Below are 14,203 nucleotides of genomic sequence, written 5' to 3' on the forward strand. Positions count from 1 at the left end.
TATACTGGTATAGGGCCCGTTGAAAAAAACTGAGTCGTCCAGTGTGGCGATAGCGCTTTAACCGCAATGGCGCGAATTTTCGGTTCCATTCCGCACTGTTTGATAGCCAGATCCAGATGTTCCGCGATAACGCCTTAACATTTTTCACAAATCAGACATGGGAAAAACTTCGCAATATTATAATTTGGTCAATCTTCAATATGCGCTGATGCGTATCTCTAAAGGGAAACTGTCATGAAACATCATAAGTACCTAATCGTCGGTGGCGGCATGACCGCCGATTCCGCTGTTCACGGTATCCGCAAAGTCGATCAAGATGGCGCCATTGCCATGATTTGCGAGGAGCGTCATCTGCCTTATGATCGTCCACCCCTTTCCAAGTCGCTGTGGAAGGATACGCCGTATGAATCCATCTGGCGTAACGCCCATGGCCTCAATGTCGCAGTACATCTGAGCAAAAGAATTGTCGGCCTCGATCCATCAAAAAAAACGGCGACCGACGATGCCGGTAACGTTTATACCTATGAAAAGCTTTTACTCGCCACCGGGGGTTCGGTACGGCGCTTTCCCGATTTCGGCGAGAGCATCATCTATTTCAGAACTGCCGACGACTATCGCAAGCTGCGTGAATTGAGTGAACGGGGTTCGGATTTTGTTGTGATCGGCGGGGGTTTCATCGGTTCCGAAATCGGCGCGGCGCTGGCAATGAACGGCAAACGGGTCACAATGATTTTCCCGGAAAATGGTATCGGCGCGCGCGTTTATCCGAGGCCTCTGGTTGAATTCATAAATTCCTATTATCGCGAAAAAGGGGTAACCATACTCGCATCGGAAACCGTCAAATCTGTGCGGACTGCGGGTGACAAGACTATTGTGATCACAGGGAATGGCGCGGAGATCTCCGCTGATGGAGTTGTGGCCGGACTGGGCATTCTGCCCAACACCGACTTGGCCGTTCAGGCCGGACTTGCGGTGGACAACGGTATCGTCGTGGACGAGCAACTGCGCACGAGCAATCCCGACATCTATGCGGCAGGCGATGTGGCAAACTTCCATAGCGCCGTGTTGGATAAACGTGTACGCGTGGAACATGAGGACAACGCTAATGTCATGGGCGAGATGGCAGGCAGAAATATGGCGGGACAATCGGACAGTTATCGTCACCAGCCCTTCTTTTATTCTGATCTGTTTGACCTGGGTTACGAAGCGGTGGGAGAGCTGGATGCCAGCCTCGATATTATCGAAGACTGGAAAGAACCCTTCCGCAAAGGCGTGATTTACTATTTACGCGATGAGCAGGTGCGCGGTGTCCTGCTCTGGAATACGTGGGGACAAGTTGCCGCCGCCACCCAGTTAATTGCGGAAAAAGCTACGCACTCGCGCGCGACGCTGGAGGGAAGAATTACGGACTAGCAGCCTGCGGGACTTGAAGAGTCATTGGGCGACAACCCTGCCACACATCCCCTTGATAACGTTAACCCTCATTCGCCCGGACGACTGGCACCTCCACCTGCGCGACGGAGAGCAGATGCGCGCAGTGCTGCCGGACACCGCGCGGCGCTTCGCCCGTGCCATCGTCATGCCAAACCTCAAGCCACCGGCAGTGACGACCGGTATGGCATTGGCATACCGTGAGCGTATTTTTGCCGCTTTGCCTCAAGGAATGCGCTTCGAGCCGCTGATGACGCTATACCTTACTGATAACACCGCGCCCGCGGAAATTATCGAGGCCAGGAGAAGCGGGGCAATACAGGCCGTAAAGTATTATCCCGCTGGCGCCACCACAAATTCCGCAGCGGGCGTTACCGATATTGCCAAGTGCTACACTACGCTTGAAACGATGGAACAAGTGGGCATGCCGCTGCTAGTGCATGGTGAAGTCACTGATCCTGAAGTGGACGTGTTCGACAAGGAAAAAATATTTCTGGAAAGAGTGCTGATCCCCCTCACGGAACGCTTCCCGCGATTGCGGATCGTATTCGAGCACATCACCACGCGGGAAGCGGTGGAATTCGTCAGGGACGCTTCAAGTTATATTGCCGCCACCATTACTGCCCATCACCTGCTGCTCAATCGCAACGCGCTGTTTCAGGGAGGTATCCGGCCGCACCACTATTGCCTTCCGGTACTGAAGCGCGAAACGCATCGCCGTACGCTGATCGAGGCCGCCACCAGCGGCAACCCGAAATTTTTTCTCGGCACCGACAGCGCGCCGCATTCCCGATCCACCAAGGAAACAGCCTGCGGCTGCGCAGGCATTTATACCGCACACGCGGCGATTGAACTGTATGCGGAAGCTTTTGAACAAGCCAATGCGCTGGATAAACTTGAAGCCTTTGCCAGTTTTCATGGTGCCGACTTCTATCAACTGCCTCGCAACAAGGAGAGCATTACACTGAAAAAAGAAAATTGGTCCGTGCCGGCAAATCTGAAATTTGCGGATGACATATTGATTCCATTACGGGCGGGGGAAAGCGTGGCCTGGAAAATAATGAATTGATGTATCGTATGACACCCAAGCAGGGTAACTTCAAACTTTCTGTAAATTCGTTCTGGATTAGCGTGACAATTTTTCAAATTCCTTGAGATGTCCCATGCTCTAGCTCTTCTCAAAGACATCTTCGGCTATCCTGCTTTTCGCGGACGGCAGGCTGAGGTAATCACGCATGTGGCCGGGGGTGGCGATTGCCTGGTGCTGATGCCGACCGGGGGTGGCAAATCGTTGTGTTACCAGATTCCGGCGTTATTGCGCGACGGCGTCGCGGTGGTGGTTTCGCCGCTGATTGCGCTCATGCAGAATCAGGTCGCGGCGTTACATGAAGCCGGAGTGCGCGCTGCATTTCTCAATTCTTCCTTGTCACAAATGGAAGCCACGGCGGTCGAATGCGGCATGCTTTCGGGTGCATACGATCTGGTGTATGTGGCGCCCGAGAGATTGCTGACGCCGCGCTTTCTCGATCTTCTGGCGCGCGCACCGCTTTCGCTGTTCGCCATTGATGAGGCGCACTGCGTGTCGCAATGGGGGCATGACTTCCGCCCCGAATACATCCAGCTCTCGATTCTGCATGAGCGATTTCCCCGTGTACCGCGCATCGCATTGACGGCAACTGCGGATAGCGTGACGCGGAGGGAAATCGTTGAGCGCCTTGGCCTCAATGGTGCGCAGATTTTCATTTCCAGTTTCGACCGTCCCAATATTCGTTACCAGATCGTGGACAAGGTGAACGGAAAGGTGCAATTGCTTACTTTTATCCATGCGGAACATGATGGCGACGCCGGTATTGTTTATTGTCTATCGCGCAAGAAAGTCGAAGAAACGGCGGCATGGCTGGTCGAAAAAGGCGTACGCGCGCTTGCGTATCACGCCGGCATGAGCACGGAAGATCGCAGCCGTAACCAGGAAAAATTTCTGCGCGAAGATGGCATCGTAATGGTCGCCACTATCGCGTTCGGTATGGGCATAGACAAGCCGGACGTACGCTTCGTCGCGCATCTCGACCTGCCCAAAAGTGTGGAAGGCTATTACCAGGAAACCGGCCGCGCTGGCCGCGACGGTCAAGCGGCCAACGCATGGATGGCTTATGGTTTGGGTGATGTGGTACAGCAACGACGCATGATTGAAGGTTCCGAGGCAGACGCGCAGTTTAAACGAGTAGCCTCAACCAAACTCGATGCGCTGCTGGCGCTGTGCGAGGCCACCACCTGCCGCCGCGCGCGCCTCCTGGAGTATTTTGGCGAAGCCGCAGCCAGTATCGCTTGCGGTAATTGCGATGTCTGTCTTAATCCGCCGCAAGTGTGGGACGGCACGGTAGCGGCACAAAAGGCGTTGTCTTGCGCCTTCCGTACTGGTCAGCGCTTCGGTGCCGGGCATCTGATCGACGTGCTGCGCGGCAATGAGACCGGGCGCGTGACGCAATGGGGTCACACCAAGGTCAGCACCTTCGGTATTGGCAAGGAATTGGACGATAAGGCCTGGCGCGCAGTATTCCGCCAACTGGCGGCGCTCGGCTTGCTCACCGCGGACAGTGAGGGTCATGGTTCGCTGCGCCTCACCGCAGCCAGCCGCACAGTGCTGAACGGAAGTCAAACGGTGTCTCTGCGCCTGCAGCCGGAGCGCAAAAAGACCACAGCCAAGACTACGGCTGTGCGCGAGGACAAGCTTGCCATGCTTGATCCGGCGGCTCGTGCACTATGGGCACGCCTGCGCGCATGGCGCACTGAGGTTGCAAAGAAGCACAGCGTTCCCGCTTATGTGGTGTTTCATGATGCAACGCTGGCGGAACTGGTGCGCCTGCATCCACGGACAGAAAACGAACTGCGTCAGGTACCCGGTATGGGTGCGCGTAAACTGGAGAGCTACGGCGACGACCTGCTCGAGATTCTTTGCACCTGACAGGAGTGAAACAGGAAGCGCCACACCGTCCTCTTATTTACGTCTACGATTCCTGCCACGTTGACAGCGCGCGCTTCGCGAAGCACTTGATCAAACGTTACCAGTGTCTCTTGGCGCGATTCCACTGGTAAAGCAGCCGGGCAAAGACGTTGTACGCCAGATGCGTAAGCTGCTTGAGGACGGGTAATCGCAACAGGCTTGCCAGCCAGCGCTGGCTGGGTGTTTCTGACCATAGTCGCGTGAATGCATCCGCTCCGATATTGAGCTCGCCATCGGCGTCTTTAACATACAACCGCTCCCGTACCTGTTCCAAGGAAGCGCCCACCTCCGACACGGCCTCTGGATGCGCGTCCACATCGACCCACTCGATATCCTTAATGCCGCACGCTTCCATGCGTTGGCGCTGATCTTTAATTCCCGCATTGCAAACCGGGCATGCGCTGTTGTAGTAAACCTTGCTGGACATGTTGCGGTTCTCGCATATTCAATTCAGATGGAACCATAAACCTAAATGGTTTAAACGCAAGTCTCAGGCAGATATTACTCACAGCGATAGACAACACCCAGGACTGTGGTGTTTGTAGTGCCTGTACTACGCCATGCGTTGGTATTATTCGAATCTTGTACCCACACGAAGTTTCCTCCCATTTCGGCCGCCTGGTTGCGCAGGTCATTTCTGGCTCCGATGAGCAGATTTTTATTGGATGTGTAGTCGCCTGTAATCCAATTACCCTGGGAGCCAACGACGTCACCAAGCGGCTTACAGTTACCAGAGGGTTTCACAGTCACAAGTTCAACGGCTTTTCCTTCCCGCGTTGTTGAAGTCGCCGAACAGCCAACAAGAAGGAGTACTGACAATGCAGCAGTCATTTTCGCGACCATCTATCTTTCTCCTATGAAAACCTTCCATGTTTCGTTTAAAAGGCGGATGCCAAGAGAATTCTACGGTTTCAAGCGCCTAAGTCAATCATGTCAATCATGCCAACCATGTCAACCATGTCAACCAATTGTCATAAGACAGGTTTGGCAAAATGGATAGCCCAGCCAGACTACTACGACATCTATGGGGTGGCAAATACATTAATGCACTCGCTTACTCCCCTATGCATGTCTTGGACCAAACATGATAATGGCCATCCCCACCAGCGCAACCAGAGAACCCGCCAAATCCCAGGCCGTGGGCCTAACACCCTCGACGGACCAGAGCCAGAGCACCGCCACGAAAATGTAGACACCCCCATACGCGGCGTAAGTCCGGCCCGCCGCTGTAGGATGGAGTGTGAGCAGCCATGCAAACAACGCGAGACTCGCGGCAGCAGGTAGAAGAAGCCACGCGCTCTGGCCTTGCTTGAGCCAGAGATAAGGCAAATAGCAACCGACGATTTCGGCGATCGCGGTAGCCATGAAAAGAAAAAGGGTTTTTAACTCAAACATGTTTCTTTGTCAGCTTTCCACGCTGCTTATAACAAGATACCTGCGTATATCGGGCTCTTTTGCGAGCAGTGGCCCAGCCTTTAAAAAAGCATTTCGCATATGCGGTGTTATAAAATGAGTATCGATAGCGGAATCGCTTTCCCATTCTTCCACGAAGGTAAAATCGCTGGGGTCAGTTTTATTTTGGAGAAGCTGATAGCTGATACAGCCACTTTCCTTGCGTGTGCCTCCCACCAGACCCAGCAGGAGGGATTCTACTTCCTCAATCTTATCAGGCTGTGCGGTTATTCTTGCTACGACTTTCACTGTATTATTTGCCATGAATCACCTCTTATTAATGACCCATACACAGGAATTGCAGGCTCTCTGAAGCGTAGGCAATACCTAACGCCAATTGGCACAGTCGTTTACTTCTCCGCAGCCGCTTTTTCGGCCGAGCGTATTGCCACAGCCTTAAAGAGCTCCGGGATTGCGATTGTATTTGACATATTCACGACAAAGACCGGAATCAGGCCCCCGGGATTCGTAAGCAACGTGTAGGTGAGCCGCGTATGCTTGCCATCCTGAAGCGGTTCAACCAACCACGAGCCTTCGTTGAGTTTGACGCGCACGACACCCTCAACTTCTGGCCGAGCTTCGGGACTCGCAGTCCATTCGACCTTGAACATACCCCCGTTCGTCGGTGTGCCGTGTGTCATCCTGACCTTGAGGGGGTAGTCACGTTCGCTCACGAACGGCGGTGCAATGCGTGCGTAAGTGACAACCTCGCTATCACCCATGCGGCTGAGTACCTTTGATTCCTTTACGTAAGGCATGTAATCCGGGTAGTGATCAAAGTCGGTGAGGACATTGAAAACAACCTCTGGCGGAGCACTCACTTCCGCAATTGCCACAATTCTGCGTCCCGCTTCCACATCCTTGGTAAAGATGACAAGCTCGCCCTTGCGATAGGCTTCGGTCCAATCCGCCCCAGGGCTTTTCATGTCAAGTGCCTGCACGGATGAAGCAGCAAATAGGGCAACGATAACGGAAATGGCGAGGAGACGCATGGGATTTTCGATAAATATCTGGTTGATGATTTTGACGCCGGGTTAAGAATTCTACTTCTATTCTGCATTCCAGATCAGTTTTTGATCAAGCGGATATTACGGAACCATCCACCGGCCAGCACCGGCATATCCGCTTCCACTTTCAGCTCCGGAACGCCCGCCAGCACCTCCTCGAACACCACATCCAGCCGGGTAACGATATGCTGTGACAGCAGATTCAATGTTCGTCTGATCCACGCGGTTTCACCCGGCTTGAGGAATTTGTCGAGTATCAGTACGCTTCCGCCGGGTTTCAGCACACGAGCGCTTTCGCGCAAACAGGCAGATGCATCGGGAACGATCGCGAGAATCAGATGCAGCACCACGTGATCGAAGTATCCATCCGTAAACGGTAGTGACATACTGTTGCCCTGAATCAGGTTCATGCGCAGGCTTCCGGTGCGGGATTTTGCGCGGCGTAGCATGGCGGCGGTCAGATCCAGGCCTGTATAACGATGGCATGAGGGGAGATAAGGCAAATCCAGGCCGGAGCCGATGCCACTGATGAGGACATTGAGATCGCCTTGTTGCGGCAGTTGACCGAGGCTTGCCGCGCGCACTCCCGTACCCGCCGTCTCGAGCAAAGCGTCATAAAGTGGAGCAATAATCGTGTAGGAATGACGCAGGGACATGAGAATCTTACTTCAGGCTTCGTCCGCCCTTCTTTCGCTCCGGCTTATTCGATTTATCCGGCTTATCCGGCCTAATTAGTTTAGCCGCCGGCTCCAAACCGGGCGACATGCTTCGCTGCGCCTGGTAAGCCCAAACCAGCATACCGGCGCCTGCCACAATCATCGGTAGCGACAGCCATTGCCCCATGCTGATACCCAGCGTCAGCACACCCAGAAAGCCATTATCCGGTTCACGATAAAACTCCGCAAACGAACGAAACACTCCATATCCGATCAGGAACATACCGGAAACTGCGGCTACCGGCCGCGGTTTGGCGGAATAAATCCACATCAATGCAAAGAATGCCAGTCCTTCCAGCGCAAACTCATAGAGCTGGGAAGGATGGCGGGAAAGGTCGTCCACATGAGGAAAAATCACGCCCCAGGGCACGTCGGTGGGGCGTCCCCACAACTCCGCATTGATGAAATTACCGAGACGGCCCGCCCCCAGCCCTAACGGCACCAGCGGCGCGATAAAATCGGTGACGGCCAGCCAGCGCAGTTTATATTTTCGGGCTATCAGCGCCATCGCGGTTATCACGCCAAGAAAACCGCCATGAAACGACATCCCCCCCTGCCACACAGCAAAGATTTCCAGCGGATGCGCCAGGAAGTAGCTGGGCTGATAAAATATCACATACCCCAGACGACCGCCCAGTATCACCCCCAAGACGCCGTAAAACAGCATATCGTCGAGCATGCTGTTGGTGAATGCCCTCTCAGGGTGGCGCTTGATACGATAACGCCCGAGCAGTATGAACTGCGCAAATCCCAGGAGGTACATGAGCCCGTACCACCGGACGGCAAGGGGCCCAAGGTAGATGGCGACAGGGTCGAACTGCGGGTGAACGAGCATAGGGTTCAGCTTTTTTGCGGTAAAATGATGGATTATACGTTAAGGAACCTCTGAATAAGTTCCACGCGGGCTCGACAGAGGGATTCCTTCATGCCGTTCATGTAAGAAAATCGAACAAAGATATAATTTGTACTAGTCTCATCTTTCCTTCTTTCTGATATTACGGTTCAAAACTCGAGGTGCCGCTGCGTGCCCTGTGATTTAAAGATTTTCCGGTTTTTCAACTTTCTCTAGGAGTTTTCATGCCAGACAACAAACGCAGCCAAGCCATCACCCAGGGCGCGCAGCGTTCCCCCAATCGTGCCATGCTGCGGGCAGTGGGTTTCAATGACAAGGATTTCGACAAACCCATCGTCGGCGTGGCCAATGGCTTCTCCACTATCACACCCTGCAATAAGGGATTGAATGAGCTGGCCATAAGTGCCGAGAGCGCATTGAAGGAATCGGGTGCAATGCCACAGATGTTTGGCACCATCACCATATCCGACGGTATCTCGATGGGTACGGAAGGCATGAAGTATTCGCTGGTATCTCGCGAAGTGATTGCAGATTCGATTGAAACCGCAGTACAGGGGGAAAGTATGGACGGGGTCATTGCGATCGGTGGCTGTGACAAGAACATGCCGGGTGCGATGATCGCGATGGCACGAATGAATGTCCCGGCCATTTTCGTCTACGGCGGCACCATCAAGCCTGGCCGCTATAAGGGAAGGGATCTGACCATCGTCAGCGCCTTCGAAGCGGTCGGTCAGTATACGGCGCACAAGATCGACGAGAAGGAATTACTTGAGGTAGAACGCCATGCCTGTCCGGGAGCTGGCTCCTGCGGCGGCATGTTTACCGCCAATACCATGTCGTCGGCATTTGAAGCGATAGGGATGAGTCTGCCTTACTCTTCCACCATGGCGGCGGAGGATGACGAGAAGCGTGTGAGTGCCGCCCGCTCCGCGGAAGTACTGGTTGATGCAATCAGGGCGCAGATCCGTCCGCGTGACATCATCACCCGGAAATCCATCGAGAATGCGATTGCCGTGATCATGGCGGTCGGCGGTTCGACCAATGCGGTATTGCATTTCCTCGCCATCGCCCACGCGGCGGAGGTGGATCTTACTATCGATGATTTTGAACGGATGCGCGGCAAAGTACCGGTGTTGTGTGATTTAAAGCCATCGGGCCGCTACGTGGCTACCGATCTGCACAAGGCAGGAGGCGTTCCCCAGGTAATGAAGATGTTGCTTGAACATGGTCTGCTGCATGGCGATTGCATCACCATAAGCGGCCAGACCGTGGCGGAGGTATTGCATGACATTCCCGCAACGCCGCGCGAGGATCAGGATGTAATCCGGCAATGGGAAAATCCCATGTATGCGCAGGGTCACCTCGCCATACTCAAAGGCAATCTCTCAACTGAGGGTTGCGTCGCCAAGATTACCGGCGTGAAAACGCCTAAAATCACTGGCCCGGCACGCGTATTCGAGTCGGAAGAAACCTGCATGGCGGCAATACTTGCGCGGCAAATCCAGCCCGGTGACGTGGTTGTCATACGCTATGAAGGACCCAGGGGAGGCCCTGGCATGCGTGAAATGCTTTCGCCCACTTCCGCTCTCATCGGCGAAGGCCTCGGGGATTCGGTGGGACTTATCACCGACGGACGCTTCTCGGGCGGCACTTACGGAATGGTGGTGGGCCATGTCTCACCCGAAGCGTTTGTGGGAGGAACTATCGCGCTGGTGCAGGAAGGAGATTCCGTTACCATAGACGCCGAACAGCGCCTGCTGCAACTCAATGTTTCAGAGGAAGAAATTGCGCAGCGCCGCGCCAAATGGAAGCAACCCCAACCGCGTTATACGCGGGGCGTGCTGGCGAAATACGCAAAATTGGTTTCCACAGCCAGTCAGGGAGCGGTGACGGATTAATCGCAACCTATCTTGACCAGGAACCCATGCCTAATCATCTCTCCGGCGAAACCAGTCCGTACCTGCTTCAACATGTGGAAAACCCGGTGGACTGGTATCCTTGGGGAGATGAGGCACTGACGCTGGCCCGCACCGGGAATAAGCCGATATTGCTTTCCATTGGTTACTCGGCCTGTCACTGGTGCCATGTCATGGCACACGAATCTTTTGAAGATGCGGAAGTTGCCACAGCGATGAACCAGCATTTCATCAATATCAAGGTGGATCGCGAAGAACGCCCTGATCTCGATCAGATTTATCAAACCGCACTTCACATGCTAACCCAGCGCCATGGCGGCTGGCCGCTGACGCTGTTTTTGACACCTGACCAGAAACCATTTTTCGGCGGCACATATTTTCCTAAAGCAGCCCGCCACGGTTTACCGGGTTTCCTGGATCTATTGCCACGCGTCGCCGAGGCTTATTATGCCCGCGGTGAAGAAATCGAGCGGCAGAGCGCCTCACTGTTGCGATCATTCGCCAATATGCTGCCGTCGGCGAGCCTGGCAATCCCGGCGTTTTCGGAACAGCCGCTTGATCAGGCACTGACCGAGTTAGAGGACCGGTTTGACTCCGTAAACGGCGGTTTCGGCGATGTGCCGAAATTCCTTCATCCCACGGAACTGGAGTTCTGTGTGCGCCGCTACTTTGCCACAGGCAATGCGGAGACATTGCACATGGTGGTGCACACCCTAAAGAAAATGGCAGAGGGCGGCATCTACGATCAATTAGGCGGCGGTTTCTGCCGCTACAGCACTGATCAGCACTGGAGCATTCCACATTTCGAAAAAATGCTTTATGACAACGGGCCGTTGCTGCGGCTCTACACCGATGTCTGGCTTGCCACCCAAGACCCATTATTCAAACGGGTGGTGGAGGAAACGGCTGAATGGGTGATGCGGGAAATGCAACCATCGGTGAGTGCAAGCACAGACATGCTAGGCGGAGGCGGTTATTACTCGACACTGGATGCCGATTCCGAAGAGGAGGAAGGCAAGTTCTATGTATGGGATCGCGCTCAAATAGCACAGATTCTGCCACCCGAAGAATATGCCGTGGTTGCACCCTATTACGGACTCCTGCGTACCCCAAACTTTGAGCAAAAACACTGGAATCTGGAGATCACCCAGCCGCTTGCGGAAGCTGCTGTGGCTATCGGCATCCAGTATGAGGAAGCACAGCAAAAACTTGCATCAGCACGCAGAAAACTTTTTATTGAACGCGAATTACGCGTACATCCGGGCCGCGACGAGAAAATTCTTACCAGCTGGAACGGGCTCATGATCAAAGGAATGGCACGTGCTGGCCGTGTCTTCGAACGCGGCGACTGGGTTCAATCGGCAGCCCTTGCGGTGGATTTTATTCGTTCCACGCTATGGAAAAATAACCGCCTGTTGGCAACCTGCAAGGATGGCAAGGCGCATCTCAATGCCTATCTGGACGATTACGCCTTCCTGCTGGATGGTTTGCTGGAACTGATGCAGGCGGAGTTTCGTCAAGTTGATCTGGATTTTGCCGTTGCACTGGCCGATGTGCTGCTGGAGCAATTCGAGGACAAACAGGCGGGCGGGTTTTTCTTTACCAGCCACGACCATGAAAGATTGATACATCGCCCCAAGCCGGGTCTTGATAACGCCACGCCTTCGGGTAACGGCGTGGCGACTTATGCGCTTCAGCGGCTGGGGCATCTGCTCGGGGAATTTCGCTATTTACAGGCCGCCGAACGTGCTTTGGGGTTGTTCTACCTCACCTTATCCCGCTACGCCAGCACCTGCTGCAGTTTGTTGGTAACCCTCGAACAATCGCTCGCGCCCCCGCAAATTGTTATACTTCGTGGTCAGGCGCCTGCTTTGACGGAATGGAAAAAAGCATTGGGGTGCGGGTCCCCGTACACCTTGGTATTTGCTGTACCGTTGGAACTTCTTGGGCTGCCGCCGGGTCTGAATAAACCGGCGGCAAGGGATAACACCGTCAACGCCTGGGTCTGCCAAGGCGTTAAATGCCTACCGGAGATCTCCGACTTGCAGGAATTGCTGCGCGTCTGTGAAATTCAAGGTAAGATTGGTTCTTCTATAATTAACGGATAAAAGGAGTAAGCATGAAAGCTGCCTGGATGGGAGTGGTTGCGGCATCAGCCCTGCTGATGGTGGGTACCGCGCAAGCGAACGCGGACTTGGCGAAAGCCAGCGGTTGCATGAACTGTCACACAGTTGACAAAAAACTGGTCGGGCCCGCATTAAAGGATATCGCGGCCAAGTATAAGGATGACGCAGGTGCCCAAGCCAAGTTGGAAGAGAAAGTGAAGAAAGGCAGCACGGGCGTATGGGGACCAATTGCGATGCCACCGAATTCCAATGTCAGTGACGCCAATATCAAAACCCTGGTATCGTTTATTCTATCCCTCAAGTAAACCGGATTTTGTTTATGGAAAAAGCCGGCGCATCAATGCGCCGGCTTTTTTATTTCTCCATCGCAGAGTAGTCTAGGGAAAGAGCGATGTAAATATCGCGCGTACCTATGCTACATCAATAACTGGAGATGAGCTCTTGTTCACCAATTAATCATGGGCTGGTTCACGACTAACCTGGTAAGTGCATTTCTGCTTCCTCCATTAAATCTTATCCTGTTGGGGGCGATAGGGGTTTTGCTTCTCAAGCGCCACCCGAGAACGGGCAAGCTCTTGGTGATGTTCGCGCTGACTCTGCTTTATCTGCTATCCACTCCATTTGTCGCTGAAACCGCACTGCAAAAGCTGGAGACTCCGTCTACACTCCATTCCCTCGATAGCATTCAGGCTATTGTAGTGCTAGGTGCGGGTACCTATTTCAACGCGCCAGAATATGACGGTAGCACCGTGAACCGGCTCGGCCTGGAGCGCATCCGTTATGCCGCGCGACTGTATCGGCTCACGGGTAAGCCTATGCTGGCGGCAGGCGGATCTCCCCTCGGGAGCAATTCGTCTGAGGCAGCGCAAATGAAGGCGGTGCTCGAAAAGGAATTTGGGGTTCCGGTTAAATGGATGGAAGGGGACTCGCGCAACACCCGTGAGAATGCTTACAGGAGCTTTGCAATACTCAAAAAGGATGGGATCAGCCATATCGCGCTAGTCACTCACGCCTGGCACATGCCGAGAGCATCCAGAGAGTTCGAACAGGCCGGATTTAAGGTTGTTCCCGCTGCCACTGCATACACCACACGATATAGGACGGATGTCTTCTCATTCATTCCCACCGCTGGCGCACTGCAAAAGAGTTGGCTGTTCTTGCATGAAGTCATTGGAATGTGGTGGTATCGACTGAGCCCGGCCCCCACCACTTCGTGATGTCATTCTCTATCTGCCCGAACCGGATTAAAATAACATTTTTGGACTCTTCGGAAAGGGATAGCATGAAAGCACGCATCGAATGGAAGGAAGGAATGAGCTTTCTGGGTGAGTCCGGCAGCGGCCACAGTGTGCTGATGGACGGGCCGCCGGAAGCGGGCGGTAAGAATCGGGGGCCACGCCCTATGGAAATGTTGCTGATGGGAACCGGCGGTTGTGCAGCTTTTGACGTGGTATTGATTCTTAAAAAAAGCCGTCAGGATATCAGCGATTGCGTGGTGGAAATCGAAGCGGAACGGGCACCGGAAGAGCCCAAGGTATTCACCCGCATTCATTTTCATTTTATCGTGACCGGAAAGCAACTGAAGCCCGAACAAGTGGAACGGGCAATTAAACTCTCTGCGGAAAAATATTGCTCAGCCTCGATCATGCTGGGGAAAACGGCAGAATTAACCCACGACTTCAAAATCGTGGAGGCATGAAA

Annotated in this window: 15 protein-coding genes; 8 read left to right on the forward strand and 7 right to left on the reverse strand. The window is 53.9% G+C overall.

Features of this window, described 5'->3' with window-relative positions; all coding sequences use genetic code 11:
• Nucleotides 1-234: 234 nt before the first annotated feature.
• From BLO43_RS06485 to recQ, 3 genes are all read left to right on the forward strand, one after another.
• Nucleotides 235-1,413: an NAD(P)/FAD-dependent oxidoreductase gene (locus BLO43_RS06485; protein WP_090906373.1), complete on the forward strand. Its 1,179-nt coding sequence runs from the start codon at nt 235-237 to the stop codon at nt 1,411-1,413.
• Between the two features lie 52 nt (nt 1,414-1,465).
• Complete coding sequence (gene pyrC / locus BLO43_RS06490; protein WP_090906374.1) at nt 1,466-2,500, forward strand: dihydroorotase; 1,035 nt, start codon at nt 1,466-1,468, stop codon at nt 2,498-2,500.
• Nucleotides 2,501-2,587: 87 nt separating this feature from the next.
• Nucleotides 2,588-4,393, forward strand: a complete 1,806-nt coding sequence (recQ, locus tag BLO43_RS06495; RefSeq protein WP_090906375.1) for a DNA helicase RecQ — start codon at nt 2,588-2,590, stop codon at nt 4,391-4,393.
• A 97-nt stretch (nt 4,394-4,490) separates the two neighbouring features.
• On the opposite strand, the gene BLO43_RS06500 is transcribed toward recQ, so the two are convergent.
• The 7 genes from BLO43_RS06500 to lgt form a co-directional block, all read right to left on the reverse strand.
• A complete protein-coding gene (locus BLO43_RS06500) occupies nt 4,491-4,859 on the reverse strand; it encodes a thiol-disulfide oxidoreductase DCC family protein (RefSeq protein WP_090906376.1) in 369 nt (122 codons plus the stop codon).
• A 74-nt stretch (nt 4,860-4,933) separates the two neighbouring features.
• Complete coding sequence (locus tag BLO43_RS06505) at nt 4,934-5,275, reverse strand: DUF4156 domain-containing protein (protein ID WP_090906377.1); 342 nt, start codon at nt 5,273-5,275, stop codon at nt 4,934-4,936.
• A gap of 219 nt (nt 5,276-5,494) precedes the next feature.
• On the reverse strand, nt 5,495-5,827 hold the full coding sequence (locus BLO43_RS06510; RefSeq protein ID WP_090906378.1) for a YnfA family protein: 333 nt from the start codon (nt 5,825-5,827) through the stop codon (nt 5,495-5,497).
• 9 nt (nt 5,828-5,836) lie between these two features.
• The gene (locus BLO43_RS06515) at nt 5,837-6,148 is read right to left on the reverse strand and encodes a putative quinol monooxygenase (RefSeq protein ID WP_090906379.1); all 312 of its coding nucleotides are present in this window, start codon (nt 6,146-6,148) and stop codon (nt 5,837-5,839) included.
• An 86-nt stretch (nt 6,149-6,234) separates the two neighbouring features.
• A complete protein-coding gene (locus BLO43_RS06520) occupies nt 6,235-6,876 on the reverse strand; it encodes an SRPBCC family protein (RefSeq protein WP_090906380.1) in 642 nt (213 codons plus the stop codon).
• A gap of 74 nt (nt 6,877-6,950) precedes the next feature.
• Nucleotides 6,951-7,547 (reverse strand): class I SAM-dependent methyltransferase, encoded by a 597-nt coding sequence (locus BLO43_RS06525; protein WP_090906381.1) that lies wholly within the window; start codon nt 7,545-7,547, stop codon nt 6,951-6,953.
• 7 nt (nt 7,548-7,554) lie between these two features.
• Nucleotides 7,555-8,442, reverse strand: coding sequence for a prolipoprotein diacylglyceryl transferase (gene lgt, locus BLO43_RS06530; RefSeq protein ID WP_090906382.1), 888 nt, complete (start codon nt 8,440-8,442; stop codon nt 7,555-7,557).
• A gap of 242 nt (nt 8,443-8,684) precedes the next feature.
• On the opposite strand from lgt, the gene ilvD reads away from it, so the two are divergent.
• The 5 genes from ilvD to BLO43_RS06555 all read left to right on the forward strand — a co-directional run bounded on the left by ilvD (nt 8,685) and on the right by BLO43_RS06555 (nt 14,201).
• Nucleotides 8,685-10,358, forward strand: coding sequence for a dihydroxy-acid dehydratase (gene ilvD / locus BLO43_RS06535; protein WP_090906383.1), 1,674 nt, complete (start codon nt 8,685-8,687; stop codon nt 10,356-10,358).
• Between the two features lie 26 nt (nt 10,359-10,384).
• On the forward strand, nt 10,385-12,484 hold the full coding sequence (locus tag BLO43_RS06540; protein WP_090906384.1) for a thioredoxin domain-containing protein: 2,100 nt from the start codon (nt 10,385-10,387) through the stop codon (nt 12,482-12,484).
• 11 nt (nt 12,485-12,495) lie between these two features.
• Nucleotides 12,496-12,807 carry a c-type cytochrome gene (locus BLO43_RS06545; protein ID WP_074630899.1) on the forward strand — a complete coding sequence of 104 codons (312 nt, stop codon included), beginning with the start codon at nt 12,496-12,498 and terminating at the stop codon, nt 12,805-12,807.
• A gap of 153 nt (nt 12,808-12,960) precedes the next feature.
• A complete protein-coding gene (locus BLO43_RS06550) occupies nt 12,961-13,719 on the forward strand; it encodes a YdcF family protein (protein ID WP_090906385.1) in 759 nt (252 codons plus the stop codon).
• 65 nt (nt 13,720-13,784) lie between these two features.
• Entirely contained in the window at nt 13,785-14,201 is a 417-nt protein-coding gene (locus BLO43_RS06555) for an OsmC family protein (protein ID WP_074630897.1), read from the forward strand.
• Nucleotides 14,202-14,203: the final 2 nt, after the last annotated feature.

Origin of the sequence: Nitrosospira sp. Nsp13 (genome assembly GCF_900101945.1) — a bacterium.
GTDB lineage: Bacteria > Pseudomonadota > Gammaproteobacteria > Burkholderiales > Nitrosomonadaceae > Nitrosospira > Nitrosospira multiformis_D.